The organism is Streptomyces sp. NPDC002577 (assembly GCF_053594815.1).
The window spans coordinates 156,393-181,228 of record NZ_JBSFWK010000009.1; the positions used below are offsets into that span (position 1 = coordinate 156,393).

The 24,836-nt window shown below is 70.9% G+C and carries 21 protein-coding genes, 1 tRNA gene and 1 pseudogene; 22 read left to right on the forward strand and 1 reads right to left on the reverse strand.

The genetic code is table 11. The features are described from left to right. Positions 1–67: 67 nt before the first annotated feature. The 7 genes and pseudogenes from ACWD4J_RS15600 to ACWD4J_RS15630 all read left to right on the forward strand — a co-directional run bounded on the left by ACWD4J_RS15600 (position 68) and on the right by ACWD4J_RS15630 (position 7,096). Complete coding sequence (locus tag ACWD4J_RS15600) at positions 68–1,273, forward strand: DNA polymerase III subunit delta' (protein ID WP_451395895.1); 1,206 nt, start codon at positions 68–70, stop codon at positions 1,271–1,273. A gap of 128 nt (positions 1,274–1,401) precedes the next feature. Next, positions 1,402–2,967 carry an alpha/beta hydrolase gene (locus ACWD4J_RS15605; protein ID WP_451395896.1) on the forward strand — a complete coding sequence of 522 codons (1,566 nt, stop codon included), beginning with the start codon at positions 1,402–1,404 and terminating at the stop codon, positions 2,965–2,967. Between the two features lie 119 nt (positions 2,968–3,086). After that, a tRNA-Thr gene (locus tag ACWD4J_RS15610) sits at positions 3,087–3,160 on the forward strand. 230 nt (positions 3,161–3,390) lie between these two features. Next, positions 3,391–3,681 (forward strand): annotated as a pseudogene (locus ACWD4J_RS15615) (DUF3631 domain-containing protein); the annotation flags it as partial. A gap of 383 nt (positions 3,682–4,064) precedes the next feature. Beyond that, on the forward strand, positions 4,065–5,054 hold the full coding sequence (locus ACWD4J_RS15620; protein WP_451395897.1) for an STAS domain-containing protein: 990 nt from the start codon (positions 4,065–4,067) through the stop codon (positions 5,052–5,054). Positions 5,055–5,265: 211 nt separating this feature from the next. After that, positions 5,266–5,781 carry a DUF5994 family protein gene (locus tag ACWD4J_RS15625; protein WP_451395898.1) on the forward strand — a complete coding sequence of 172 codons (516 nt, stop codon included), beginning with the start codon at positions 5,266–5,268 and terminating at the stop codon, positions 5,779–5,781. A 121-nt stretch (positions 5,782–5,902) separates the two neighbouring features. Next, positions 5,903–7,096 carry a PP2C family protein-serine/threonine phosphatase gene (locus ACWD4J_RS15630; RefSeq protein WP_451395987.1) on the forward strand — a complete coding sequence of 398 codons (1,194 nt, stop codon included), beginning with the start codon at positions 5,903–5,905 and terminating at the stop codon, positions 7,094–7,096. A 52-nt stretch (positions 7,097–7,148) separates the two neighbouring features. On the opposite strand, the gene ACWD4J_RS15635 is transcribed toward ACWD4J_RS15630, so the two are convergent. Then, positions 7,149–7,631: a DUF5994 family protein gene (locus ACWD4J_RS15635; protein WP_451395899.1), complete on the reverse strand. Its 483-nt coding sequence runs from the start codon at positions 7,629–7,631 to the stop codon at positions 7,149–7,151. A 661-nt stretch (positions 7,632–8,292) separates the two neighbouring features. Between ACWD4J_RS15635 and ACWD4J_RS15640 the strand changes: the two genes are divergently transcribed. The 15 genes from ACWD4J_RS15640 to ACWD4J_RS15710 all read left to right on the forward strand — a co-directional run bounded on the left by ACWD4J_RS15640 (position 8,293) and on the right by ACWD4J_RS15710 (position 24,819). Further along, positions 8,293–10,671 carry a protein kinase domain-containing protein gene (locus tag ACWD4J_RS15640; protein ID WP_451395900.1) on the forward strand — a complete coding sequence of 793 codons (2,379 nt, stop codon included), beginning with the start codon at positions 8,293–8,295 and terminating at the stop codon, positions 10,669–10,671. A gap of 71 nt (positions 10,672–10,742) precedes the next feature. Then, on the forward strand, positions 10,743–12,932 hold the full coding sequence (locus ACWD4J_RS15645) for a protein kinase domain-containing protein (RefSeq protein ID WP_451395901.1): 2,190 nt from the start codon (positions 10,743–10,745) through the stop codon (positions 12,930–12,932). Positions 12,933–13,078: 146 nt separating this feature from the next. Beyond that, on the forward strand, positions 13,079–13,612 hold the full coding sequence (locus ACWD4J_RS15650) for a 3-phenylpropionate/cinnamic acid dioxygenase subunit beta (protein WP_451395902.1): 534 nt from the start codon (positions 13,079–13,081) through the stop codon (positions 13,610–13,612). A gap of 34 nt (positions 13,613–13,646) precedes the next feature. Continuing rightward, positions 13,647–15,023 carry an aromatic ring-hydroxylating oxygenase subunit alpha gene (locus ACWD4J_RS15655; protein WP_451395903.1) on the forward strand — a complete coding sequence of 459 codons (1,377 nt, stop codon included), beginning with the start codon at positions 13,647–13,649 and terminating at the stop codon, positions 15,021–15,023. Beyond that, positions 15,016–15,663 (forward strand): isochorismatase family protein, encoded by a 648-nt coding sequence (locus ACWD4J_RS15660; protein WP_451395904.1) that lies wholly within the window; start codon positions 15,016–15,018, stop codon positions 15,661–15,663. Before ACWD4J_RS15655 ends, ACWD4J_RS15660 begins: the two co-directional genes overlap by 8 nt. Then, positions 15,660–16,928 carry an NADH-ubiquinone oxidoreductase-F iron-sulfur binding region domain-containing protein gene (locus tag ACWD4J_RS15665; protein WP_451395905.1) on the forward strand — a complete coding sequence of 423 codons (1,269 nt, stop codon included), beginning with the start codon at positions 15,660–15,662 and terminating at the stop codon, positions 16,926–16,928. The genes ACWD4J_RS15660 and ACWD4J_RS15665 overlap by 4 nt, the downstream gene beginning before the upstream one ends. Further along, positions 16,925–17,113, forward strand: coding sequence for a ferredoxin (locus tag ACWD4J_RS15670; protein ID WP_351291995.1), 189 nt, complete (start codon positions 16,925–16,927; stop codon positions 17,111–17,113). The genes ACWD4J_RS15665 and ACWD4J_RS15670 overlap by 4 nt, the downstream gene beginning before the upstream one ends. Before the next feature lie 11 nt (positions 17,114–17,124). Next, positions 17,125–17,880 carry an SDR family oxidoreductase gene (locus ACWD4J_RS15675; RefSeq protein ID WP_451395906.1) on the forward strand — a complete coding sequence of 252 codons (756 nt, stop codon included), beginning with the start codon at positions 17,125–17,127 and terminating at the stop codon, positions 17,878–17,880. Between the two features lie 26 nt (positions 17,881–17,906). Next, positions 17,907–18,926, forward strand: coding sequence for a hypothetical protein (locus tag ACWD4J_RS15680; protein WP_451395907.1), 1,020 nt, complete (start codon positions 17,907–17,909; stop codon positions 18,924–18,926). Continuing rightward, positions 18,927–20,051 carry a DODA-type extradiol aromatic ring-opening family dioxygenase gene (locus ACWD4J_RS15685; protein WP_451395908.1) on the forward strand — a complete coding sequence of 375 codons (1,125 nt, stop codon included), beginning with the start codon at positions 18,927–18,929 and terminating at the stop codon, positions 20,049–20,051. After that, complete coding sequence (locus ACWD4J_RS15690; RefSeq protein WP_451395909.1) at positions 20,044–20,916, forward strand: nitrilase-related carbon-nitrogen hydrolase; 873 nt, start codon at positions 20,044–20,046, stop codon at positions 20,914–20,916. The genes ACWD4J_RS15685 and ACWD4J_RS15690 overlap by 8 nt, the downstream gene beginning before the upstream one ends. After that, the gene (locus ACWD4J_RS15695; protein WP_451395910.1) at positions 20,913–21,182 is read left to right on the forward strand and encodes a hypothetical protein; all 270 of its coding nucleotides are present in this window, start codon (positions 20,913–20,915) and stop codon (positions 21,180–21,182) included. Before ACWD4J_RS15690 ends, ACWD4J_RS15695 begins: the two co-directional genes overlap by 4 nt. Next, positions 21,182–22,006: a GntR family transcriptional regulator gene (locus tag ACWD4J_RS15700; RefSeq protein WP_451395911.1), complete on the forward strand. Its 825-nt coding sequence runs from the start codon at positions 21,182–21,184 to the stop codon at positions 22,004–22,006. Before ACWD4J_RS15695 ends, ACWD4J_RS15700 begins: the two co-directional genes overlap by 1 nt. After that, positions 22,003–22,740 (forward strand): maleate cis-trans isomerase family protein, encoded by a 738-nt coding sequence (locus tag ACWD4J_RS15705; protein WP_451395912.1) that lies wholly within the window; start codon positions 22,003–22,005, stop codon positions 22,738–22,740. Before ACWD4J_RS15700 ends, ACWD4J_RS15705 begins: the two co-directional genes overlap by 4 nt. Before the next feature lie 177 nt (positions 22,741–22,917). Continuing rightward, complete coding sequence (locus tag ACWD4J_RS15710) at positions 22,918–24,819, forward strand: FAD-dependent oxidoreductase (RefSeq protein ID WP_451395913.1); 1,902 nt, start codon at positions 22,918–22,920, stop codon at positions 24,817–24,819. The last annotated feature ends 17 nt before the right edge of the window (positions 24,820–24,836 follow it).

Sequence of the window (24,836 nt, forward strand, 5' to 3'; positions counted from 1 at the left end):
TCACTGTCAGTGGGCGGCCCCACAATGGACCGGGCAAGGCGAAGTGCGACGAAAGGGTGGTGGACCCATGAGCGTGTGGGACGACCTGGTAGGCCAGGAGAAGGTGAGCGCCCAGCTCGCCGCGGCCGCCCGAGACGCCGACGCCCTGGTGACCGCCGTCGCCACGGACGCCCCGCTCCCGGAGGCGTCGAAGATGACGCACGCGTGGCTGTTCACGGGTCCGCCCGGTTCCGGCCGCTCCACTGCCGCGCGCGCCTTCGCGGCAGCGCTCCAGTGCGTCAGCCCCGACCGCGCACTCGGCGGCGCCCCGGGCTGCGGCTTCTGCGACGGCTGCCACACGGCGCTGGTGGGCACCCACGCGGACGTGGAGATCGTCCGCACGGACCTGCTCTCCATCGGCGTCAAGGAGACCCGCGACCTCGTACGCCGGTCCCATCTGTCGCCCGCCGGCGGCCGCTGGCAGGTCATCGTCCTCGAGGACGCCGACCGCCTCACGGAGGGCGCGGGCAACGTCCTGCTGAAGGCCGTGGAGGAGCCCGCCCCCCGCACGGTCTGGCTGCTGTGCGCGCCGTCCCTGGAAGACGTCCTGCCGACCATCCGCTCGCGCTGCCGCCACCTCACGCTGCGTACACCTCCGGTGGACGCGGTGGCCGACGTGCTCGTACGCCGCGACGGCATCGAGCCCGGCGTCGCGGTCGCAGCGGCCCGCGCCACGCAGGGGCACATCGGCCGCGCGCGGCGCCTCGCGACGGACGAGCGGGCGCGGGAGCGCCGCGCCGCCGTGCTGAAGCTGCCGCTCCGTGTCGCCGACATAGGCGGGTGCCTGAAGGCCGCGCAGGAGCTGATCGACGAGGCGGCGGAGGACGCCAGACAGGTCGCCGAGGAGGTCGACGCGAAGGAGACCGAAGACCTGAAGGCCGCCCTCGGCGCGGGACAGGGCGGCAGGATGCCCCGCGGCACGGCAGGGGTGATGAAGGAGCTCGAGGACAGACAGAAGCGCCGCAGGACCCGCACCCAGCGCGACAGCCTGGACCTCGCCCTGGTCGACCTGACGGGTTTCTACCGCGATGTCCTCGCCCTGCAGTTCGGCTCCGGTGTCGCCGTCGCCAACACGGAGGTGCAGGACGCGCTGGAGCGGATAGCCCGCAGCAGCTCGCCCGAGTCGACGCTGCGCCGCATCGAGGCGATCTCCGCGTGCCGGGAGGCCCTCGACAGCAACGTCGCACCGCTGCTGGCCGTGGAGGCTATGACGGTCGCCCTGCGGGCGGGCTGACCGGCACGGCCTGCCGGGCCGGCCCACCCGCCACCGAAGTCCGCCGGACGTGATTGCCACTCGACTCGCACAAAGTCCATAGCGCCACGGACCGCAGTCGCGCCATTGCGGACAGTTAGGCTCGCTGGATGAACACCACGCGTCACATCAAGGCAAGCGGGCTCCGGGCGGCCGGCGCCCTTCTCGTCGCCGCCGGGCTGCTCTCCACCGGCTGCTCGGCGGGCGACTCGACGACCGATGCCGCGCTCGCAGCGCTGCCCAGGGCCACACCGGCGAGTCTCTCGGAGTACTACGGCCAGAAGCTGAGCTGGCGTGACTGCGGTGTCCCAGGATTCGAGTGCTCCACGCTGAAGGTCCCGCTCGACTACGAGAAGCCGGACTCCGGCGACATCAAGCTGGCCGTCGCCCGCAAGAAGGCCACGGGCCCCGGCAAACACCTCGGCTCGCTGCTGGTCAACCCGGGCGGACCGGGCGGCTCGGCCGTCGGCTACCTCCAGGCGTACGCGGCCCTCGGCTACCCGGCCGAGGTCCGCGCGCGGTACGACATGGTGGGCGTCGACCCGCGCGGCGTGGCGCGCAGCGAGCCCGTCGAGTGCCTCGACGGCCCCCAGATGGACGCGTACACGAAGACCGACATCACCCCGGACGACAAGCGCGAGACCGACGAGCTGGCCGCCGCGTTCAAGAAGTTCGCGGACGGCTGCGAGAGCCGGTCCGGTGCGGTCCTGCCGCATGTCTCCACGGTCGAGGCGGCTCGCGACATGGACATTCTGCGCGCTGCGCTGGGTGACAAGAAGCTGAACTTTGTCGGCGCCTCGTACGGGACGTTCCTGGGCGCCACGTACGCGGGGCTGTATCCCGAGCGGGTCGGCCGCCTGGTCCTGGACGGCGCGATGGACCCGTCGCTGTCCGCCCGCCGGCTGAACGAGGAGCAGACCGCCGGATTCGAGACGGCGTTCCGCGCCTTCGCCGAGGACTGCGTGAAACGAACGGACTGCCCTCTCGGCAGCCAGGGCAGCACGCCCGAGGCCGTGGGCAGCAATCTCAAGGCCTTCTTCCAGCGGCTGGACGCCGCCCCCATCGCCGGCGGCTCCAGCGACGGACGCAAGCTCACCGAGTCGCTGGCGACCTTCGGTGTGATCGCGGCGATGTACGACGAGGGGGCGTGGCCCCAGCTGCGGGACGCCCTCACCGCGGCGATGAGGAAGAAGGACGGCGCGGAGCTGCTGGCACTCGCGGACAGCTACTACGAGCGGGGCCCGAAGGGCACGTACACGAACCTGATGTTCGCCAACGCCGCCGTGAACTGCCTCGACCTCCCCGCGCCCTTCACCTCTCCGGAGCAGGTGGAGCAGTCGCTCCCGGCCTTCGAGAAGGCGTCCCCCGTCTTCGGTAAGGCACTCGCCTGGTCGTCCCTGAGCTGCGCGTACTGGCCGGTGCGGCCCACGGGCAGGGCGCACCGCATCGAGGCGAACGGCGCGGCCCCCATCGTCGTCGTCGGCACCACCCGCGACCCGGCCACCCCCTACCACTGGGCCGAGGCCCTGGCCGGTCAGCTCTCCTCCGGCAGGCTCCTGACGTACGAGGGCGACGGCCACACGGCGTACGGCCGCGGCAGCACGTGCATCGACTCCGCGATCGACCGCTATCTGCTCGACGGGGTCGCTCCGGTGAACGGAAAGCGCTGCTCATAGCCCGGTCACCCGCGGTCACGGGTGCCGGAGGGGCGGTGGTCTCAGGGGGTGTGCAGAGCACTCTCGGAAACTGTGTAGACTTGGCGACGCCGCTGATCGCACCATAGTGATCGCGACACGCCGCCTTAGCTCAGATGGCCAGAGCAACGCACTCGTAATGCGTAGGTCTCGGGTTCGAATCCCGAAGGCGGCTCAGGTAAACCCCAGGTCAGATAGTCGTTGACCTGGGGTTTTCTATTGTTCGCGGCATGGCGTATCACACGGCCGGGGGTGCCGTGGGATGGCTTGCGTGAACGATGCGTGAGCGGAGGGGGCTTCGGCCCTACTCCTTGGGCTTCTTCCGCCGGGTCTTCTTCCTGCCCTCGGCCTGGGCCTTCTTGGCGCGCTTGGCCTTCTTCCGGGCCTTCTCCGCCCTGTGCGCGGCTTCCTCCGGACGAGCTCCTGTACCACTTGCGCCAGGACGCCGAGAGCCCGTGGGCGGAGTGGGGGCGCAACGGGCTGGACGCCCGCGTACTGGCGAAGATGCTGCGCCAGTACGACATCAAGCCCGGCAAGGTCCGCCTCGTCGACGGCACCCAGCGCAAGGGCTACATGCGCAACAAGTTCCTCGACGCGTGGCGGCGCTATTGCCCCACCGTCCACCCGGTGGACGTCGAGCCCGCCGCCCCAGCTCGGGCTGAGCCCCGCATCCCCCGGTGGCCGTCCCTGCCGTGATCACCTGCCCCGGGCCGTGAGAACGGCTCGTGTCTCGCGCGGCCCTTGCCGTGCCGCGCGCCGAGGACGAGACCAGTCCTGTCACCGGTGTGCGAAGTGTCCTCGACTGTTCCCACAAGTACTCCTTGGCCTACTGCTGGCCCCCTCGCAGCCGCTTCCGGCTGCCCGCGACGTACGGTTGAGGTACCGAGGGCATCGCGTATTCCGGCCGCCACGCCGGGTCGTCCTCGGCGAGAGACGAACCCTGGGCCGCCCCAGCGGTCGGCGCGGAGACGGGTCGGCATCATGTCCACCGCGGTCGAAGCAATTCCACGCAAGCTCGTCACGGCTGTGCCCGTACCGCGTACCCGTTCCGGCCTGCGTCCCTGCCGAGGGGAGGCGTGATGGTCCTTTCCCGGCTGGACATCCACCGGCGGAACCGAGGGGAGGGGGCACTCGTCACGCTCGCCGGTGAGATCGGACCGGCCACGGCGCCGCTACTGCGGGCCGCGCTGGAGCAGTGTCTGCGCGACGGTGTCACCGTCATCGACATCGACCTGACCACGGTCGGCTCCTGCGATGTCAGGGGCCTGGACGTCCTCCTGTCGGCGTCACGGCGCGCCGGCCGAGTGCACGCCTCCCTGCAACTGCATCACCCGTGCGCACAGATCACCCGGCTCCTCGCCGTCACCGGATCCACCCCCCTGCTCCTCGCGGGCCCCACGGATCCCGTGCCGCCCGCCCTGCCCCGCGACCTCCTGGAGACGGCCTCCTCGGGTCCGTCGGCCGACGGGAGGCGGACGCTTGAGGACCCCGCTCGTGGGCCGGTCCTCAAGGACGGGATCCGCCTGCGCCGGCTGACCCGTTGGCAGACCGAGGGGATGAGGGAGGACATCGCGGATCTGGCCATGGTGTCCGTCGCGGACACCCCCGGGGAGTCGTTCGACAACCGGGGAGCGTTCCTGCGCCGCCTGGCCGTCAGTGCCCGGCGTCCCGGCTTCGCTCTGCTGGTCGCCGAGACGACGGTGCTGGTCGGCTGTGCCTACGGCTTTCCGGTGGGCCCAGGCGGCTCCGGCAGGCGGGGCTTCGACCGAATGTTGCAGGAGAGCATCCAACGGCTCACCGCCTGTGCACGGTTCCAGGTCCTCACTCAGGTCGTGGCACATCCGCACGCTCAGGACCGCGACATCGCCCACCGCCTGCAACAGCGTCTGCTCACCGACCGGCACGCCGCCCTGGGAGTCGCCCTGCTCCATCCGGCCGACCAGGCCGGACAAGCCGCCTTCGAGTCCTGGGGCTGGCAGAACATGGGAGAGATCGTGGGGCTGCCCGGTCCGGTCGCTCCCTGTGTGCTGATCCTGCGTCTGGGAGGGCCGTCCCCAGCAGGCCGTTGATCGAGCGTCTGCTGCGGGCATCCGTTGCGCAGGCGACAAACGGCTGCGCCGTCCAGGCCGGTGCGGCCGCCTGGCTCGGCATCTCGCGCCGCCCGTCACGGCCGGGAGTACGCTGACCTTACCGAGAGCTTTTCGGGCGCACGACCACGGCGGCGCCGTTCCCGGCGAGTGACAGACGCGGGCAGCCGCAAGCCGCCCGGAACGGGATCGCATGATGGACGCCATCACGAAGCCCGCCGAAGGTACGTCACCGGATGACGCACAGAGCTACTGGATGCCCTTGCCCCGGCTGAGCCTTACGCCGGACGTCAGCCACGGCCCGCTGGACGGAGCGTGGTGGCCGCGGTGCGACGCGCTGGAACTGGAGTTGCCCGCGCTGGTCGGCTCCTTGGACCCGGCTGTCGGCACCGTCACCCGCGTAACCGTAGACACCGCCTCGTGGCGCGATGCCCCGCAGACGGTGATGTCGCCCGGCCACGTGATCGAGGTGGTCCGGTCGGGTCTCGCCGCCGAGGCGCATGCCATCACTCTGGACTGCGGCACGGTGGGGCGCTGGGAGCTGCTGGTGATCCCACCTGACGAGCCGGCTGGAGCGGCCACCGAGCTGCTGATGGCTGCCGCCGACCCGGAGAACCCGCTGCCGGCTCCGCGCATGCTGGCACTCGCCGAGGAAGACCTCGCTGGAGAAGCCACATGGGAGGCGGAAGGAGGACACGGACTCAGGTGAGGGCCCGACGCCTGTCGGGTTCATATGACCGGCTGGCCGGTCCGGTTGTCGATGGGCTCGGTGGAGCGATGGCACGAGCAATCTCTTGGTCGAGTACGCGCGGATCATGGCGGGTGAGCGGATGACGCCCGGACGCCGTGCGGACCGCTCCGAGAGCTTCGGGGAAGCGTTGCTGGGAGCGGTTCTGGATCGCGCGCACGAGCTTCCGCCCCATCTCATCGGGCCGCTGGTCGCCGACGTGATGGAGCGGTTGGGAGGCCGTCGTCCGCAGGTGCTGCTGCAGGACTACGGCCAGATGCTGCTCGTACCCCTGCCCGGCGAGGGCCTCACGGACGGGGATCCGCACGTGATCGACGACTCCGAGGCGGGCCGCTGCTTTCTCGACGCGGTCCCCGTCGAGCTGCCCGAGAAGGACGGCGTTCGGGTCCATCTGCCGCTGCTGGACGGCGGCGACCAGGTGGGAGTCATGGCAGTGACGCTGGACAACGTCGACGACCACGACCGCCGCCTGTTGCTCAGGATCTCCGGCCTGGTGGCCGACCTGCTGGTGACCAAGCACGGCTATTCCGACCTTTTCTTCGGCGTCCGACGTGGTGAGCCGATGAGCGTCGCCGCGGAGATCCAGTGGTCTCTGCTGCCACCGCTGGCGATGATCATGCCTCGTGTCGCCGTGGCGGGAATCCTGGAACCCGCCTATGACGTGGCGGGTGACAGCTTCGACTACGCCCTCAACGGGGACATCCTCCACGTGGCCATGATCGACGCGATGGGGCACGGCCTGGACGCGGCCACGATGGCCACCGTGGCCATCGGCGCCTACCGCCACGCCCGCCGCCTCGGCATCGGGCTGTCGGAGATCTACGACTGCATGGACCGCGCCGTGGCGGAGCAGTTCGGTCCCGAGCACTTCGTCACCGCGCAGATGTTGCAGCTGGACACGACGACGGGACGGCTGCAGTGGGTCAATGCCGGGCACCCGTCGCCGATCCTCGTCCGCAACCACCGCGTCACGCAGCGCCTGGTCGCTCCGACGACCCTCCCGGTCGGCCTGGGTGGTTCGGAGCCACGGATCAGCGAGCTGGGGCTGGAGCGCGGGGACCGCGTCCTCTGTTTCACCGACGGACTGATCGAGGAGCACAAGACCGGTGGGCAGGAGTTCGGGGAGGACCAGCTGATCGACTGTGTGAATCAGCTGGAGAGAACCGGCCGCGGGATCCGTGCGGTGACGCGCTCCCTGTCCCACACGCTCCAGCGGGCGCGGGGCGGACACACCACGGATGACGCGACGCTGCTCATGGTGGAGTGGCGCGGCTGACCTCCCCACTGTCGTCCGACACCGTTCCGCCGGTCTCGCCGAGGGAGGTCCGTCAGTCGGAGGGACCCCGCCCGCTCCCGGTATCGATGAGGATCTGTTCCGCCTGGCTGATGTTGTCTGCCCGGACTGCCTGGGCCATCGCGGTGCGGGCGGCCTCGGGTGTCGCGTTCGGCGGAACCACCAGTAGCGAGAAGAGCTCTTGGTCGCCCCGGGTGATCAGGACAGTGTCGTCACCCACCGGGAAGGCGTCGATGTGCACCACTTGGTCGTCCACGACGATCCGCGTCGGGAGCCCTTCCCAGGCCGCTGTGTCCAGCCCGACGCGCCTCACGGGGCCTATATGTTCGATGAGGGCGCTCAGCAGTGCGGGCAGCTCGGCTCCGATGTCGCGCGACCGCGGCCACCACGCACCGTCGAGGACACCTTCGCGTGACTCCGTCGTCTCCAGCCGGAGCAGCGCACACCCCGGCCGCACGGCCTCATGGACGCCACTGGGCAGGTGCCCGGAAACAGGGGGTGTATGGGAGCTGGTCATGAGGACCACCCGTCTTAGGGAGCCGGTGCGAACACGGGACCCGCCCGGCATTATTACGCTACTCCTCGTGCCGCCGGGCGCCGGTGGCGCAGGGAGCAGAGCGTCCTGCCGCCATGCCGGGTGGGCATCCAGTACCTGGATGCCCACGGCCCGTCGTGCGTGAGCGATGCGTGAGCGGACGGTGTGGCACCAGCCGTAATGGAGCAGACCGCGCATCACCCAGCCCCTGCCCTGACCAGGTGGTTCCGGACACCGAGGCACCGCCCGGAATCACCCACCACACCCCCACCAGGACTCGTAATGCGTAGGTCTCGGGTTCGCATCCCGAAGGCGGCTCCACCGGAACCCCCGCTCAGACAGTTTCTGAGCTGGGGTTTTTCGTTCGGCGGAGGTGGCGGCGACGGCGGGCGCGGGCCGTGCGGCTGCCGGCGGCTCAGGTGGTCTGAGGCGAGGGTTACTGCCGGGGGATGAAGGCGTCCGTCGATCTCGGCTGCTGCGCACTGTTGCATCGTCCCCGTAACGGGGAACCGTACGCTGGGGTGGGACGTCCCTCCCCTCGCTGAAGTTGCTGCAGAGTATTCCGGTACTTGGGGGAGGCATGGGAGCACAGGCACCTGCACCAGGCTCGGGGGAGGGGCTGGGTTCGGAAGCGGCGACCGTCGTGTTACCCGCCACCATCGGCCCGTATGTGGTGATGCGTCAGCTCGGCGAGGGCGGGATGGGCGTGGTGTCCCTGTGCCGGACCCCCTCGGGGAGGCTGGTGGCGGTCAAGCAGGTGCGGGAGGAGTACGCGGACGACCCCGCCTTCCGCAGCCGGTTCCGCCGGGAGGTGGCCGCCGCCCGCAGGGTCAGCGGTGTGTACACGGTGCCCGTGGTGGACGCCGACACCGACGGGTACCGGCCCTGGGTGGCCACCGCGTACATCCCGGCACCCACACTCGATCAGGCGGTGCGCACCTGCGGCAGTTTCCAGGAGTCCGCTCTGCGTGCCCTCGGGACCGGGCTGGCCGAGGCTCTGGGGGCCATCCACGCCGCCGGTCTGGTGCATCGCGACCTCAAGCCCGGCAATGTGCTGCTCGCCGCCGACGGTCCCCGTGTGATCGACTTCGGCATCACCAAGGCCCTCGGCGAGACCCGTCTGACCGGCACCGGCACTGTGATCGGCTCCCCTGCCTTCATGGCGCCGGAGCAGGTCGCGTCGTTCCACGACGTCGGCCCGGAGTGCGACATCTTCGCGCTGGCGGGGATGCTGGTGTACGCGGCCTGTGGAGAGGGCCCGTTCGGTCTGGGCGACGAGGGAGTGCTGCACCGCGTCGTGACGGCTGAGCCCGACCTGCACGGGGTTCCGGCCGCGCTGCATCCGCTGCTGCTGCGCTGCCTGGACAAGACCCCGTCACGGCGGCCCACGCTGGAGCAGATTCTGGCCGAACTGGCGCCCGCCGACCCGGAGGCGCTGCTGGTCCCCGCTCTGCGGGAGGACCTGGCGGCTCGGGCCCGTGAGGCCGAGCTGATGGCCGTGGTCCCGCCTCCTCCCGGGACGTTGCCCGGTGACGGCGGGAAGGGGCCTCGTCCCAGCCGCCGAGCAGTGCTGATCGGCGGGCTGTCCGTCCTCGGTGCGCTGGCCGCGGGCGGAGTGGTCACGGCGGTCCTGGCGGACGACGGCGACAGCGGCGGCACGGACGGGAAGAGTCAGGGCAGCGGGAAGCCGCTGGGGAGCACCGTTCGTACCGTGAAGCTCACCGACCCGCCCAAGCCGCTGTGGACGACCCCCGTACCCATCTCCGTCGCCAGCCCGCAGCTTTACCCCTTCGGCTCGACACTGGTGCTCCACGACGGTCAGTACGCGGCGGCCGCGTTCGACGCCTCGTCCGGTGATGTCCGCTGGAGACACGGCCTCGGGGCCGACGGACAGGTGGTGAGGGAGAAGGATCCGCTCGCCCAGGCGTTTGTCCTGGGCCGCACCAGTACCGGGCTGCTCGCCTCGGACATGAGCACCGGCCTCTCCTCCTCCGAGGGGAAGTACTCGCTGGAGACCGTGCACTTGCTGGAGACCGTGCACCCGGCTACCGCCCGGGTGCGGTCCAAGATCCGCATGTCCGAGGACGCCGACGTGTCGATGCTGCTGGCCAGTTACGGCAAAACCGCCTACTGCCAGGTCAGGAAGATCGAGGGAGGGTTCTCGTTCACCAGCCCGACGCCCAGCGCCACCCCGGGCTACAGCGTCAGCGAGACCGCCGCCGCCATCGACCTGGACGACGGTTCCATCCGCTGGCAGAAGCCCGTCGTGGCCACCTCGCTCGGCATCCGCTTTGCCGCCGACCGCCACGGTTTCTACTACACCGAGGACACCGACGCCGGCCTGACGTTGCACGCACTGGACGCGGCGCGCGGCACGTCCAGGTGGTCGCAGAAGGTCCCCGCCCATCCCGACAGCAATCTCCCGGCTTATATGCAGTCCGCCGGCGGGGAGCTCACCTCTTCGCTGACGGCAGCCGGCGATCTGCTGATCACCGTGAACGTCAAGGGCGGAATGACCGCCTACGACGCGGCGAGCGGGACCCGCCGCTGGTCGGTGTCCATGACCGCGGCGACGCCCCCGGCAGTGGCCGGCGATCTGGTGCTGGCCAACGACGGCGGCCGCGTCTACGCCGTCGACCTGCACACCGGCAAGGTCCGGTGGAAGATCGCGAGCCCCCAGATGCTGTCCACCTACTCCTTCTCCATCCGCACCATCGCCGCCTCCGAGCAGGTCACCGCGGTCCTGTTCAGCCCCTTCCAGGTCAGCGCGAGCAGCACGTCCGTGACCGGGGGGAAGGCCGGCTGCCTGGTGTTGCGCACCTCGGACGGCAAACAGCTCTGGGCGCTTCAGGAGAAGCCCAGCTCCTCCGCCGCGGCCGCCCCGTCCGCCTCCCCTTCGCCGTCCGGCATCGGCAGCGGCCTCACCGGGGGGATCGACTCCTGGGGGGTAGCGGTGCAGGACAGCACGGTGTTCGTCAGCGGCGGCGGCCGGGTGCGGGCGTACCGGGCGGACGCGGAATGACCATCCCGCCGTCTTCGTCGCCCTCACCGTCTCTGTCGTCTTCGTCGTCTCAGGTTCCGCCGCCGTCATCGATGCCGCTCCCGGCGACCATCGGCCCGTACCGGGTGATCCGGCTGTTGGGCTCCGGAGGCATGGGCCGGGTCTACCTGGCCGCCACCCGGGCCGGGCGTCCGGTGGCGGTCAAGGTCGTACGGGAGAGCTACGCCCAGGACCCGCGTTTCCGGGAGCGGTTCCGCGCCGAGACGGAGGCCGCTCTCAAGGTCAGCGGGGCCTTCACCGCCTCCGTGCTGGACGCCGATCCCGATGCCGCGCAGCCGTGGCTGGCCACCGCCTACCTGCCCGCTCCCTCCCTCACCGACGCCGTCACCGCACACGGACCGATGCCGGAAGAGACGGTGCGCGGGCTGGCCGCCGGGCTGGCCGAGGCGCTGGCCGCCATCCATGCGGCGGGACTGGTGCACCGCGACCTGAAGCCCTCCAACATTCTGCTGACCGAGGACGGCCCCAGGGTCATCGACTTCGGCATCGCGCGGGCGGTGGACGGGGCCGGGCTGACCGGCACGAACCAACTCGTCGGCACCGCCGGTTACATGCCGCCCGAGCAGATCTCCGGACGGACCGTCACGGCGGCCGGGGACGTCTTCTCGCTCGGCGCCACCCTGGTGTTCGCCGCCACGGGACGCGGCGCGTTCGGAGCGGGCGGCCTGCACATCCTGCTGTACCGCACCGTCCATGAGGAACCGGATCTGGAGGGCATCCCGGAGACTCTGCGCGCGGCTCTCGCGGCATGCCTGGAGAAGGAGCCGTGGCAGCGACCGGAGGTGCCGGAACTGGCGGCGCTGTTCGGCGCGCCGGGACTGCCCGGCACCGGCTGGCTGCCGGAGTCCGTGCGGCGGGAAGTGCGCAGGCGGGAGGAAACGGTCCAGGCGGCGCTGCTGCACGTACCGGCCCGCCGATGGGGACGGCGCCGGGTGCTCGCGGCGGCGGGCGGCGGCATCGCGGCGGCGGCCCTCACGGGCTGGTACCTGACCTCTGGGGACTCCGGGAAGCCGAAGCCGCCCAGCCTCCTGTGGAAGAAGTCGCTCCCGGAGGGCTTCTCCCGGGTATGGCGGGTGGCGCCCGGGCGGCTCCTGGTCACGGACAGGAACGGGGGAGGAGCGGCCGCGCTGGACCCGGACACAGGCAAGGCCGTGCCCGGGTGGCAGAGCAAGCCGTACGGCTCCGCCCCCTCCGTGACGGACGGGCGCACCGTGTACGCCATCGAACTGGACGGTGCCGTGCACGCCCGGGACCTGGTGACCGGCACCCGACGCTGGCACTTCACCCCGCCCGGCGACCCGCAACCCGACTCCACGGACCTGGTTGTTCAGGCCGGCAGCGACGGATGGGCGTACGTCACCTCGGCCCAGACCGGCGGGCTGTACGCCCTCGACGGCACGGGCAAGAAGCGCTGGGAGCGCCACGCCCCGCTCACCACCGTCTACCCGCGCGGCCGTGTGCTGCTGTGCGTCACACGGAAAGAGGGCGGTACGGATGACCGCCGCGCCGTCTACGCCCTCGACCCGCGCTCCGGCAAGAAGCTGTGGAGCTACACCACCGACGTCTTCGGCATCGGCAGCAACCCGAGCACCCGCCTCGCCATCGCCCTGCGCAAGGACACCGCCGAACTGACGGCCCTCCGGCTGACCGACGGCACCCCGCTGTGGACGGTCGCCACCGGCCTGGACCCGAGCGTCCCCATCCAGAACGAGGGGCTCGCGGGCACGGCGCTCCTCAGCGGCGACGGCAGCACAGTGCTCTTCGAGCAGAGCCTCGCCAACGGCTCCTTCGCGGCGCTGGACGCAGACAGCGGAGCGACCCGGTGGCGGAAGCGCACGGGGGCGGGTACACAGCAGCTGAGCGTGATCGGTGAAACGGTCTTCACCCTTCCGGATCCCCCGGTCGGTACGGATGTCACCGGCGGGACCGGCCCGCTCACGGCCTACAGCCTGCGCGACGGACATCGTCTCTGGCAGACGCCGGACCCGGGAAAGGGCCTCCGCCAGTTGCTCGGGGTCCGGGCGGGCCTCGTTCTGCTCGGTATCGACGGGGGCAGCAACCCCGGTCTGTACGGGTACGCCCTCGCCGACGGCAAGCAGGTCTGGCACCTTCCGTACCAGGTCGACACCCTGTTCCTGCCCTGGTCCATGGTGGCCTCGGGCAGTCGCATGTGGATCGCCTGCGACACCACACTTCTGGCCTTCGCGCTGCCCACCGCGTGATGTGGGCGGGGCGGACGCCCTGCTTGCACGGACGCCCCGCCTGCACAGCCGTCCCAGGCGCCTGTAACGACCAATTAACTCCCGCCTATTGCCGTACGCAAAAGTGCATGCAAAAGTGTGTTCATCTTCGGAAGGGAGGGGCCTCCGTGGTCGGGACTGGGGTCAGGGTGAGGGTCGGCAGCGCCCTCTACAACGAGGTCGTCGAGTGGATGGACACCGAGACCGAGCTGCTGGATGCCTATCAGGAACGCGAGTGGCTGGAGGCGATGGTCAGCCGCGACGTGGTCTACCAGGTGCCGATCCGGCAGACCGTCGAGCGGGCGCGCGGGACCGGCTTCGTCCCCGGGGCGTTCCACCTCGACGAGACGTACGGATCGCTGGAGAGCCGGGTGGCGCGGAACGAGACCCAGTACGCCTGGGCGGAGGACCCGCCGTCCCGTATCCGCCACTTCGTGACCGGCATCAGGGTCACCGCGGACGCCGAGGACGCGGACCTCGTGAGCGTACGCAGCAATCTGATGATCTACCGCACGCGGCAGGAGCAGACCCAGCCGCAGCTGCTCTCGGGTGAGCGGCACGACGTGTTGCGCAGGGAGGACGGCGCGCTGCGCCTCCTGCGCCGCGAGGTCCTGCTGGATCTCACGGTGATCGGCACGCACAACCTTTCCATCTTCTTCTGATGCTTCTGAACACTCTGCTGAGAGGACCGCGGCGATGACGCAGGCGAAGAGCACGAGAGCTGACGCGCTTCTCGACGAACTCGACACGGGTCTGGCCCAGGGCGAGGTGCCCGCCGGGCTGTTCGGCAACCAGGAGATCTACGACCGCGAGCTGCGGACGATCTTCGGCCGGTGCTGGGTGTTTCTCGCCCACGAGTCGGAGATCGAGGCCAACGGCGACTATGTCCTGCGCAAGATCGGCGAGGACAACTTCATCGTGATCCGCGATGAGGAGGGCGGGATCAACGTCCTGTTCGACGCGTGCCGGCACCGCGGTGTGCAGGTGTGCCGCGCGGACTCGGGCAACACCTCGCACTTCCGGTGTCCGTACCACGGCTGGACGTACAACGCGAAGGGCGACCTGGTGGGCGCGCCGCTGTGGCGCAACGCGTTCGGCGGGATGTCCAAGGAGGGCAACGGGCTGTCGAAGGCCGCGCGGGTGCAGTCGTACCACGGGCTGATCTTCGCGACGCTCGACCCGTCCGCTCCGCCGCTGGAGGAGTACCTGGGCGGCATGGCCTGGTACCTGGACCTGCTGTTCGGGCTCAACGAGCACGGCATGGAGGTCGTGGGACCGCCGCAGCGGTTCGTCATCGACGCCAACTGGAAGTCGGGCAGCGAGAACTTCGCCGGGGACGACTACCACCTCGGCACGCTGCACCGGTCGGTGTGGGAGATCGGCGCCTTCCCGGTGCCCTTCCGCGAGAACATGATGGGCTATCACATCCAGGCGGCCCCCGGGCATTCGCTGTCGTTCTCGATGGCGCCGACCGAGGACGAGCCGGGCCCGAAGTTCTTCGGGTTCCCCGACGAGCTCGCCGAGACCTTCGACACGAGCCGCATCAGCGACCACCAGCTCGAGATCGCGCGGCGTTCCCGCGTGATGGTCGCCAACGTCTTCCCCAACTTCTCGATGCTGGCGCTGCCGATGACCGAGGACGGCGCCCACCACGCGCCGACCGGCGTCGTGACCATCCGTATGTGGCAGCCGCACGGAGTCGGCCAGGTCGAGATCTGGAACTGGTTCTGCGTCTACAAGAACATGACGCCCGAGCAGAAGGACCGGGCCTACCGGGCCGGGCTCGGCACGTTCTCCATGGGCGGCGCGTTCGAGATGGACGACACCGAGCCGTGGATCACCGTCAGCCGCACGGGCCGGTCCGTCGCCGCCGACCTGCTGGACTTCAAGCTCAACTACCAGATGGGCATGGAGGGCGTCGGTATCGCCAAGCCGGTGGAGGACTGGCAGGGACCGGGCATCGCCTACTGGACCCGGTACGAGGAGGGCGTGCAGCGCAACCTCTACCGCCACTACGCCGACATGATGCGTGCCGAGCCCGGCACCTGGCCGAAGCCGACCTTCGATGAGTGAGTGGATGGAGGCGGTGCGGGAGCAGTACCGCGGCCGGGGAGTGGGCGAGCGGCTGGCAGGCGGCCGGAAGCCGGGCGTGGTGGTCGTGGACCTCATCAACGGCTTCACCGACCCCGCCTGTCCGCCCGGCTCCGACCTGGACGCGGTCGTCGACCGTACGGCCGAGCTGCTGGACCGGGCCCGCGCGGCCGGGCTGCCGGTCTTCTTCACCACGATCTCGTACGAGCCCCGCGACCTGGACGAACTCGTCTGGCTGCGCAAGATGCCCGCGCTTCGTGCGCTCACCGCGGGTTCGCGGTGGGTCGAGGTGGACGAGCGGCTCGCGCCCCGGGACACGGAACCGGTGATCGCCAAGAAGGCGGCCTCGGCGTTCCACGGCACGGACCTCGCGCAGCGGCTGGCGGCCGCCGAGGTGGACACCCTGATCGTCTGTGGCGCCACCACCTCCGGATGCATCCGGGCCACCGTCATCGACGCGTGCGCGGAGAACTTCACGGTGCGCGTGCCCCGCGAGTGCGTGGGTGACCGGGCCGAAGGGCCGCACGAGGCGAACCTCTTCGACATCGACGCCAAGTACGCGGATGTGGTGGGCCTGGACGAGGTACTGGACGAGCTGCCGGGCGTGGTGATGGCCCGATGACGCCGACCACCAGCCCCGTACTCGACGCGAGTCCCGCGCTCGCGGCGACCGCCGGGCACGCCCCCGGCATCGAGCCCCGCCTGGTCACCGACCGTCCCCTCGACCTCGGCGCCGAACTGGAGCGCGGTACGTACGGAATCCAGACCTGCCCCGACGTGATCGCCGAACTTCAGGCCGCCGGACTGCGCGGCCGCGGCGGTGCCGGGTTCCCCGCGCACATCAAGTGGCGCGGGGTCGCGGAAGCCGACGGGCCGTGCGTGGTCGTGGCCAACGGCGAGGAGGGCGAGCCGAGTTCGTACAAGGACCGCTGGCTGCTGACGCACCGGCCGCACCTGGTCCTTGACGGGCTGCTGCTCGCCGCCCGCACCGTCGGCGCCGACCGCGCGGTCGTCTACCTCTCGCACCCCGAGACGGAGGCGTCCGTCCGCGCCGCGATCGCCGAGCTCGAACCGGTGACTCCGGCGGCGGGGGTGCGCCTGGACGTGCACGTCGTGGAGCCGACGTATGTGGCGGGCGACGAGACGGCGGTCTGCCGGTCGATCAGCGGCGGCCCGGCACTGCCGACGGCCCGCCCGCCCCGGGTCGGCGAGAAGGGGGTGGACGGCCTGCCGACGCTCGTGTCGAACGTCGAGACGCTGGCCCACGCCGCCTGGATCGCCCGCCACGGTGCGACGGCCTACCGCGCCCACGGAAGCACGGACTCGCCCGGCACCACCCTCGTCACGCTCAGCGGCGCGTGCGCCCGCCCCGGCGTCTACGAGGTCCCCTACGGCCTGACCGTCACCGAACTCTTCGAGCTGGCAGGCGGGTTCACCTCGCCTCCCACCGGGTTCCTGATGGGCGGCTGGTTCGGCGGCCTGCTCGGACCGGCGCACGCGGAGACCTGCTGCACGTACGAGGACGTCCGGACCGCAGGATCGGGACTCGGCTGCGCGGCGATCACCGCACTCGGATCCCACGAGGATCCGATCGCCGTCGCGGCCGAGGTCTCCGCCTGGTACGCGGCGGAGTCCGCGCAGCAGTGCGGGGTGTGCGTCAAGGGCACGGCGTCCATCCGGGACGCCTTCGCCTCGCTCGACGCGGGCACGGCGACCGACCGGGACCGGGACAACCTCGCCCGCTGGGGGCAGACCCTGCCCGGCCGGGGCGCCTGCGCGTTCCTCGACGGCGCGGCGACCTGGGCGCGCACCGTCCTGGCGGAGTTCCCACAGCACATCGACAAGAACGACAGCACCAACAGCAACACCGAAGGAGAGCCCCGATGAAGGCAACCGTCGACTCGACCAAGTGCAATGGATACGGCACCTGTGCGGACGACGCGCCCACCGTCTTCCAGCTCGACGAGTGGGGCTACGCCGGCGTCATCGGCGACGGCACGGTGACCGACAAGGACGCCGCCTGCCGCGCCGCCGCAGGCTGCCCCGAGCGCGCCATCACCCTTCACGACTGAGCGGGGGCGTCATGGATCTCGGACTCAAGGGCAAGGTGGCGCTGGTCACCGCCGCAAGCAAGGGCATCGGCCAGGCGATCGCGCGACAGCTCGTCGCGGAGGACGCGGTCGTGGCCGTCAGCGCCCGTACGCCGGTCGAGGCGGAAGGCCAGACCTCGTATCCCACGGACCTGCTGGACCCCGCAGCCGTCGAGAGGCTGATCCCCGATGTGATCGCCGCGCACGGCTCCCTGGACGTCCTGATCGTCAACACACCAGGACCGAAGATCATGCCGGTGCTCGAGCCGACGCTGGCGGACTGGGACGCGGCCTACGCCCAACTGGTGCGTCCCGCCGTGCAGTTGGCGGCCGGCGCGGCACGGGTGATGGCGGAGAACGGTGGCGGCTCGATCCTCTTCATCACCTCGACCTGGGTGAAGCAGCCCGCTGTCGGCGGCGCCTTGTCGGCGTCGATGCGCTCGATGCTGTCGGCCCTGGCCAAGCAGATGTCGCTCGAACTCGCGGAGCACGGCGTGCGCGTCAACCAGTTGATGCCCGGCGCCACCGGCACCGACCGGATGGAGAACATCGTGGCGGCCAAGTCGGCGGCCAACGGGACGACCCGCGAAGAGGAGATCGGCAAGGTCGTCTCCGCCATTCCGCTGGGCCGCTGGGCCGAGCCGGAGGAGATCGCCCGGGCCGCCGCCTATCTGGTCTCGCCGGCCGCCGCGTTCGTCACGGGCGAGACGCTCGCCGTCGACGGCGGCGCCCTCCGCTCCACCCTCTGACCGACCGACAAGATTGGTAGCAAGTCATGCCGAAGACCCTGCGTGAACTGTTCGTCGACCAGTACCGGCTGTGCAAGCTCGCGCCGAACGAGACGGTCGCCATCATCTCCGAGCTCGGCCAGAAGACCGAGTACTCCGAGGCCGCCGTGGCCGCCGCCCGGGACATCGGCGCGGGTGCCCTGGTGCTCACCGCCTCCAGCCTGTCCAACCCGATGCTGCCGCCGTACGAGGCCGACGGCCGCGAGGTCGCCGCGCTGCTTGCCGCGGCCGCCGAGTGCGACCTGGTGATCGACGTGACCGTCGGCGGCCTCATCCACTCCGACGTGCGCACCCGCATCACCGGCAACGGCAAGCGGATGCTGTTCGTCGCCGAGCCCGCCGACGTGCTCGAGCGCCTGATGGGCGACGAGGACCTCCGCAAGACCGTCGAGGCCGGCGGCCGCCTGCTCAAGGCGGGCAGCACGCTGCGCGTCACCAGCGCCGCGGGCACCGACCTGACCGCCGACATCTCCGGCGAGGACCTCCCGATCACCCACCAGTGGGGCTACGTCGACGAGCCGGGCCGCTGGGACCACTGGCCGAGCGGCTTCGTCGCCTGCTTCCCGCGCGACCGTACGGCCGAGGGCACCATCGTGCTGCAGCCGGGCGACGTGCTGATCCCGTGGCAGCGCGCGGTGCGCGACACCGTCACCCTCACCGTCGAGAAGGGCTTCATCACCGGCGTCGAGGGCAAGGGCAACGACGCGTTCGTCCTGCAGGACTACTTCGACGCCTGGGAGGACCCGGAGGTGTTCGCGGTCTCCCACATGGGCTGGGGCGTGCACCCGATCGCCCGCTGGTCGGCCTTCGAGGTGTACGAGCCGCGCTCCCTCTACGGGCAGGAACTGCGTTCCACGGCGGGCAACTTCATGTGGTCCACCGGCCCGAACCGCTTCGCGAACCGCGAGACCCCCGCGCACCTCGACATCCCGATGCGTGGCTGCACCGTCGAGATCGACGGCACGGCGGTCGTCCGGGACGGCAAGCTGACCGGCGAGGGAGCGTAGATGGACACCCGGACACTCGAGCGCGCGATCCTCGCGCTCGGCAAGGACACCGGTCTGCTCGACCGGTTCCGCGCCGACCCGGCCGGTGTGGGCGCCGCCGAGCTCGGCCTGGACGCCGAATGGGCCGCCGTGATCGCCGGAGGCGACCGCGACCGGCTGCGCTCGGCCGGGGTCGTGGACGGCATCACCATCCTGGTCAGCCGCTGGTTCGCCGACGACCTCAGCGACTCGACGAGCTCCGGCCGCTTCCACGTCGAGACGTCGACGCCGCTGCCCGACCCGGACGTACCGCAGAACCTGGTGTTCGCCGGCGGCTGCTCGCACGTGCCGGACCTGCTGGCCCGGCCCGAGGTGGACCCCGCGGACGCGGTGGCCCGGCTGACCGAGGGATACCAGCAGCTGGCCGAGCGGATCGCCGCCGCCGACCCCGACGTGCTGATCGTGACGGCCGACTGCCACTTCCAGTCGTTCCGGACGGGCGCCTTCGTCATCGGCACCGGCAAGGAGCACGTCGGGTCGATGGAGTTCTTCAAGCGCCCCGACCTGGACCTCACGCTGACCGGTGCGCCCGAGTACGCCCGCGCCATGGCCAACGCGATCCGCGCCGAGGGCCTGGAGGTCGAGGAGTCCGAGCAGATCGACCTCGACCACGGCCTGATCGTCCCGCTGCGGCAGCTGCTGCCCCGCCCGGACCTGCCGGTGATACCGATCATCACGCAGCCGGCCCGCTCCTTCTCGCCGTTCGGCGCCCGCGCCTTCGGCGAGGTACTGCGCTGCGTGGTCGACGGGCGCGACCTGAAGGTGGCGATGCTGGCCACGGGCGGTCTGTCGCACTGGCTCGACCCGGGCAAGTTCGGCGGTGTGGACGTCGAGTTCGACACCTACATCCTGGAGATGCTGCAGGCCGGACGGGGCAACGACCTGGCGAACCTCGAGCCGTACGCACTGCTCGACCACGGCCAGTACGAGTTCCCCAACTGGCTGATCATGCTCGGCCTCACCGGCCCCGGCGTACGCGGCGAGGTGCTCGCGTACGAGCCCATGGAGGCGTCCGGCGGCGGCTGGACCGTCGTGGACATGCTCCTGCCGGAGCGGGAGCCCGCGGAGGCGGGCGGCCGTGACTGACCGGAAGCTGCGGGTCGGCCTCACCCAGTGGCACGCCACCCGGGACCTGGCCGCCAACACGGCCACCGCCGTGCGGATGGTGCACGAGTGCGCCGCCGCCGGAGCCGATCTGGTGCTGCTGCCCGAGAACGGCCTGATGCTCGGCACCAACACCGAGATGCGCGAGGCCGCCCTGACGGTGGACTCACCCGAGATCACCAGCCTGCGGGAGGCCGCCGAGGAGGCGGGCGTGGTGGTCGTCCTCGGCGGCTTCAAGCGGCGCGGCCCGGACGACATCCGCAACACCGCCCTGGTGATCGACGCCCAGGGCGAGATCGCCGGCGGGTACGACAAGATCCACCTGTTCGACGCCCGCGTCGACGGCCAGTCGTTCGAGGCGTCCGGCGTCGAGACCGCGGGCGACCGCCCGGCGCTGCTCCGCGTCGGCGGCACCACCGTGGGCCTGACGATCTGCTACGACGTGCGCTTCCCCGAGCTCTACCGGGCGCTCGCCCTGTCCGGCGCCGAAGTCCTGCTGGTCCCGGCGGCGTTCACGCAGCGGACCGGCGAGGCCCACTGGGAGGTGCTGCTGCGCGCCCGCGCCATCGAGAACGCCGCGTACGTGGTGGCATCGGCGACGGTCCGGGGCCAGAACGACGACGCCGACGACGCCTTCCCCACCTACGGGCACGCCCTCGCGGTCGGGCCCTGGGGCGAGGTGCTCGCCGACCTCGGGGAGCACGAGGACGCCTGGCACGTCGTCGACCTGGACCTGTCCGAGGTGGCGGCGCGCCGCCAGTCCCTGCCGGTGCTGAACGGTGTGAAGTCCGGCGTCTACGGGGTCTCTCCTGAGATCATTGAGGCAGACGCGAGGGAGGGAACATGAGCACCGAACCGCCACTGGGTGAGGGCATCGTCCGCGCCGGCGAGAGCTTCGGCATCGGCAACGAGTTCACCGGCGTGCGCGTGCGCAAGGTGTGGACGCGACAGGGCGAGCGGCTGGAGCTCTACGTGCCCAAGCGGGACTACCGCATCCTGCTCGACGCCATGCAGCTGGAGATCATCGCCGCCCAGGAACCCGAGCGCTTCAGCAAGCTGTTCGCCATCTCGTTCGGAGCCGAGGAACCCGTGGCGGGAGAGGACGGCGTCTGATGGCAGCGGTAACCCGTCCGGGGACGACGGTCGAGGAGATCTACCGGACACTGCGGGAGCGGATCATAGAGGGGCAGTACATGCCCGGGTTCCGCATGTCGCAGGGCGCGCTCGCCGCCGAGCTGGAGACCTCCCGTACGCCGCTGCGTGAAGCGCTGCACCGCCTGGAGGCCGACGGCCTGGTGGTGGCCGAGGCCAACCGCGGCATGGAGGTGGCGCCCACCAGCCCGGCCGATGTCGAACAGCACTATGTGCTGCGGCTGCTGGTGGAGCCGCCGACGATCTCGGGCATCATCGACCAGCTCACCGAGGACGACCTGGCGCGGATGACCGAGGACCTGGAGGCGATGGAGGTGGCCCGCCACCGCATCCGCGACTTCCAGGAGGCGCACCACCGTTTCCACCAGAACGCGCTGCGCCGCTATCCGAAGGCGCTGGCCGAGCTCACCGAGTCGCTGACCCTGAAGATCTACCGTCACCAGCGCCTCTATCTGTCGCACCCGCACGCCCCGGAGCACTTCACCAGCGTCGACCGCCGGTTCCTGGAGGCCGTCCGCGACCGCGACACCGAACTCGCCCGTCAGGTCCTGGAGTTCCACCTCATCGACGCCGCGCTCGGCCTGGTCCTGGACAGCGACCCGGACCACCGCTTCGACGCGCTGATCGTCGCGACCCGAGGGCTCGGCATCGAGCTCGGCACCACCCCCGACAACCGGGTGGACCGTCCTGCGGTGCTGCGCTGGCGCCGCCTCGGCGCATGCGCCGACCTCGAACTGCACACGTCCAACCTGCGCCTGCCGCGCACCGAAGGAGACAGCTCATGACCGCCACCCGGGTCGGCCTCATCGTGCCGAGCTCGAACACCACGATGGAGACGGAGATCCCCGCGATGCTCCGTGCCCGCGAGGAGATACGCCCCGAGCGGTTCACCTTCCACTCCTCGCGTATGCGGATGCAGCAGGTGACGCCGGAGCAGCTGCGGGACATGGACGACCAGTCGCTGCGCTGCGCCCGCGAACTCGCGGACGCCGAGGTCGACGTCATGGCGTACGCCTGCCTCGTCGCCATCATGGCGCGGGCCACGGGCTACCACCGCGAGAGCCAGCGGCGCCTGGCCGAGATCGCGGAGGGCACTCCCGTCGTCTCGTCCGCGGGCGCGCTGGTCGAGGGCCTCGAGCACCTCGGCGCGAAGAAGATCTCCGTGATCGCGCCGTACATGAAGCCGCTCACCCAGACCGTCTGCAACTACATCGAGGCCGAGGGCGTGGAGGTCCACGACTCGATCAGCCTGGAGGTCCCGGACAACCTGGAGGTCGGACGGCTCGACCCGGCGCAGCTCGTCGACATCGCCGCGAAGGTCGACACCTCGGGCGTGGACGCCCTGGTGCTCAGCGCGTGCGTGCAGATGCCCTCGCTGCCGGTGGTGGAGCAGATCCAGAACGCCTTCGACATCCCGGTGGTGACCGCCTCGGTGGCCACGGTCTGGAAGACCCTGCGGGAACTCGGACTCGACCCGGTCGTGCCGCGCGCCGGGTGGCTGCTGGCCGATCGCGGCTGATCTTCTTTTGGCGCCACTGGTGCATGCACTTCTGCATGCACCAGTGGCGAGGGGGCCGGGGGACCCAGACGCGGGCAGGAGCCCGCTTCGCACCACTGCACGAGCCCGGACCCTCCCGCCCCGACCAGGCCGGAGCCGTCCGGAACCGCTGAGGAACCGAACCAGGAGATGGATGCCATGGCACTGCACACCCTGTTCCGCCCCGGCCGTATCGGCTCGCTCGAACTGAAGAACCGCGTCATCAAGTCGCCCCAGACCACCGCCCTGGCCAACCAGGACGGCACGGTCACGCAGCGGCTGGTCAACCACTACAAGCGGCTCGCCGAGGGCGGCCCCGGCCTGATCATCGTCGAGTACAGCTACGTCGACGACGACGCCAGCAAGTCCATCCACGCCCAGCTCGGGATCTCCCGCCGCGAGCACATCCCCGGCCTCGGCTGGCTCGTCGACGAGGTCCACGCCGCGGGCGCGAAGATCGGCATCCAGCTCGAGCACTGCGGCCGGCAGAAGTTCCTCGGCACCCAGCCGATCAAGACCGCGTCCGAGGTCTCCTGGGACTACGTCGAGTCGCAGTACGGCGAGCGGCCCCAGATCCTGACCGAGGAGGAGATCCAGGGAGTCGTCGCGTCCTTCGCGGACGCCGCCGAGCGCGCCTATCTGGCCCGGTTCGACCTGGTCGAGGTGCACGCGGGCCACGGCTACCTGCTCACCAACTTCCTCTCCCCGCACACCAACAAGCGCACCGACCGCTACGGCGGCTCCTTCGAGAACCGGGCCCGCCTGACCATGGAGGTCGTGACCGCCATCCGGGAACGCGTCCCGCGTGACTTCCCGCTCAGCGTCCGCCTCTCGGTCACGGACTACGAGAAGGACGGCATCCCGATCGAGGAGAGCATCGAGCTGGCGCGACGCCTCGAAGCCGCGGGCGTGGACGTCATCCACGCCTCCGGCGGTCACCACGCGCTGATGGAGTACGAGGTCAGCCCCTGGTACATGCCGCGCGCCCTGCACCGCTGGGGCTGGGAGAAGATCAAGCCCGAGGTGACGATCCCGGTCATCGGCTCCGGCTCCCTGGTCACCCCCGAGGTCGCGGCCGACGTGCTGGAGAACGGCGCGGACTTCGTCTCCCTCGGCCGGGCGATGCTGGCCGACCCGGACTGGACCCGCAAGGCCCAGGAGGGGCGCCTCCTCGACATCGTCCCCTGCATCCGCTGCAACGACGGCTGCCTCGACCGGGGGCTCAACGCGGGCCGCAGCACGGGCTGCACGGTGAACCCGTCGATGGGCGAGGAGTACCGCCACCCCGTCGAGCCGGCGGCCGTCCGGCGCCGCGTCGCGGTGGCCGGCGGCGGTCCCGCCGGGCTGCGCGCCGCCGCCGTGCTCGCCGACCGGGGCCACGACGTGACGCTCTACGAGCCCGGGGAGCTCGGCGGCGCCCTCGTGCCCGCGACCCGCTCGCCGTACAAGCAGGACCTGGCCGCCCTCCGCGATCACCTCGTCCACCAGGTGCGTTCCCGGCCCGTCGAGATCGTCGCCGAGCGCGCCGACGCCGAGACGCTTGCGGGCAGGGGATTCGACCTGGTGTACGTGGCCACGGGCGCCGTTCCCCGGGCCCTGCCGGGCATGGGCCTGGCCCGGGACGTCACCGACCCGAAGGACGTCGTCTCGCCCGTCGTGGTCGTCGGCGGCGGGATGACCGGAGCGGACACCGCGCTGTGGCTGGCCGACGCCGGACACGAGGTCACGCTGGTCGAGGCGGGACCGGCGATCCTCGGCAACCGCGAGGTCTTCACCGACGCGGGCGTGCTGCCGCAGATCCTCGCCGACAAGGGCGTTTCGATCGTCACCGGCACCGAGGTGACGGGTGCCGGTGAGGACGGCGCCCGCACCGCGGGCGGCAAGGTCATACCCGCCGCCACGGTCCTGGCCGCCGTCGGCAACGACAGCTGCTCCGGGCTTGCGGACGAGCTGCGCGAGGCCGCCCCCGAACTGCAGGTCGTCACGCTCGGCAGCGCCGCGCGCAACGGACGGGTCTTCGATGCCCTGCACGGGGCGTTCTTCGAGGCACGACGCGCGTGATCCCACCCCGGCGGCGC

What these genes read in the sequence shown, in the direction of transcription:
- ACWD4J_RS15600 (WP_451395895.1), top strand. Translation starts at nt 68, where the DNA reads ATGAGCGTGTGGGACGACCTGGTAGGCCAGGAGAAGGTGAGCGCCCAG.
- ACWD4J_RS15695 (WP_451395910.1), top strand. Translation starts at nt 20,913, where the DNA reads ATGAGCACCGAACCGCCACTGGGTGAGGGCATCGTCCGCGCCGGCGAG.
- ACWD4J_RS15665 (WP_451395905.1), top strand. Translation starts at nt 15,660, where the DNA reads ATGACGCCGACCACCAGCCCCGTACTCGACGCGAGTCCCGCGCTCGCG.
- ACWD4J_RS15645 (WP_451395901.1), top strand. Translation starts at nt 10,743, where the DNA reads ATGCCGCTCCCGGCGACCATCGGCCCGTACCGGGTGATCCGGCTGTTG.
- ACWD4J_RS15635 (WP_451395899.1), bottom strand. Translation starts at nt 7,631, where the DNA reads ATGACCAGCTCCCATACACCCCCTGTTTCCGGGCACCTGCCCAGTGGC.
- ACWD4J_RS15630 (WP_451395987.1), top strand. Translation starts at nt 5,903, where the DNA reads ATGACGCCCGGACGCCGTGCGGACCGCTCCGAGAGCTTCGGGGAAGCG.
- ACWD4J_RS15625 (WP_451395898.1), top strand. Translation starts at nt 5,266, where the DNA reads ATGATGGACGCCATCACGAAGCCCGCCGAAGGTACGTCACCGGATGAC.
- ACWD4J_RS15670 (WP_351291995.1), top strand. Translation starts at nt 16,925, where the DNA reads ATGAAGGCAACCGTCGACTCGACCAAGTGCAATGGATACGGCACCTGT.
- ACWD4J_RS15700 (WP_451395911.1), top strand. Translation starts at nt 21,182, where the DNA reads ATGGCAGCGGTAACCCGTCCGGGGACGACGGTCGAGGAGATCTACCGG.
- ACWD4J_RS15620 (WP_451395897.1), top strand. Translation starts at nt 4,065, where the DNA reads ATGGTCCTTTCCCGGCTGGACATCCACCGGCGGAACCGAGGGGAGGGG.
- ACWD4J_RS15660 (WP_451395904.1), top strand. Translation starts at nt 15,016, where the DNA reads ATGAGTGAGTGGATGGAGGCGGTGCGGGAGCAGTACCGCGGCCGGGGA.
- ACWD4J_RS15675 (WP_451395906.1), top strand. Translation starts at nt 17,125, where the DNA reads ATGGATCTCGGACTCAAGGGCAAGGTGGCGCTGGTCACCGCCGCAAGC.
- ACWD4J_RS15705 (WP_451395912.1), top strand. Translation starts at nt 22,003, where the DNA reads ATGACCGCCACCCGGGTCGGCCTCATCGTGCCGAGCTCGAACACCACG.
- ACWD4J_RS15685 (WP_451395908.1), top strand. Translation starts at nt 18,927, where the DNA reads ATGGACACCCGGACACTCGAGCGCGCGATCCTCGCGCTCGGCAAGGAC.
- ACWD4J_RS15605 (WP_451395896.1), top strand. Translation starts at nt 1,402, where the DNA reads ATGAACACCACGCGTCACATCAAGGCAAGCGGGCTCCGGGCGGCCGGC.
- ACWD4J_RS15655 (WP_451395903.1), top strand. Translation starts at nt 13,647, where the DNA reads ATGACGCAGGCGAAGAGCACGAGAGCTGACGCGCTTCTCGACGAACTC.
- ACWD4J_RS15680 (WP_451395907.1), top strand. Translation starts at nt 17,907, where the DNA reads ATGCCGAAGACCCTGCGTGAACTGTTCGTCGACCAGTACCGGCTGTGC.
- ACWD4J_RS15710 (WP_451395913.1), top strand. Translation starts at nt 22,918, where the DNA reads ATGGCACTGCACACCCTGTTCCGCCCCGGCCGTATCGGCTCGCTCGAA.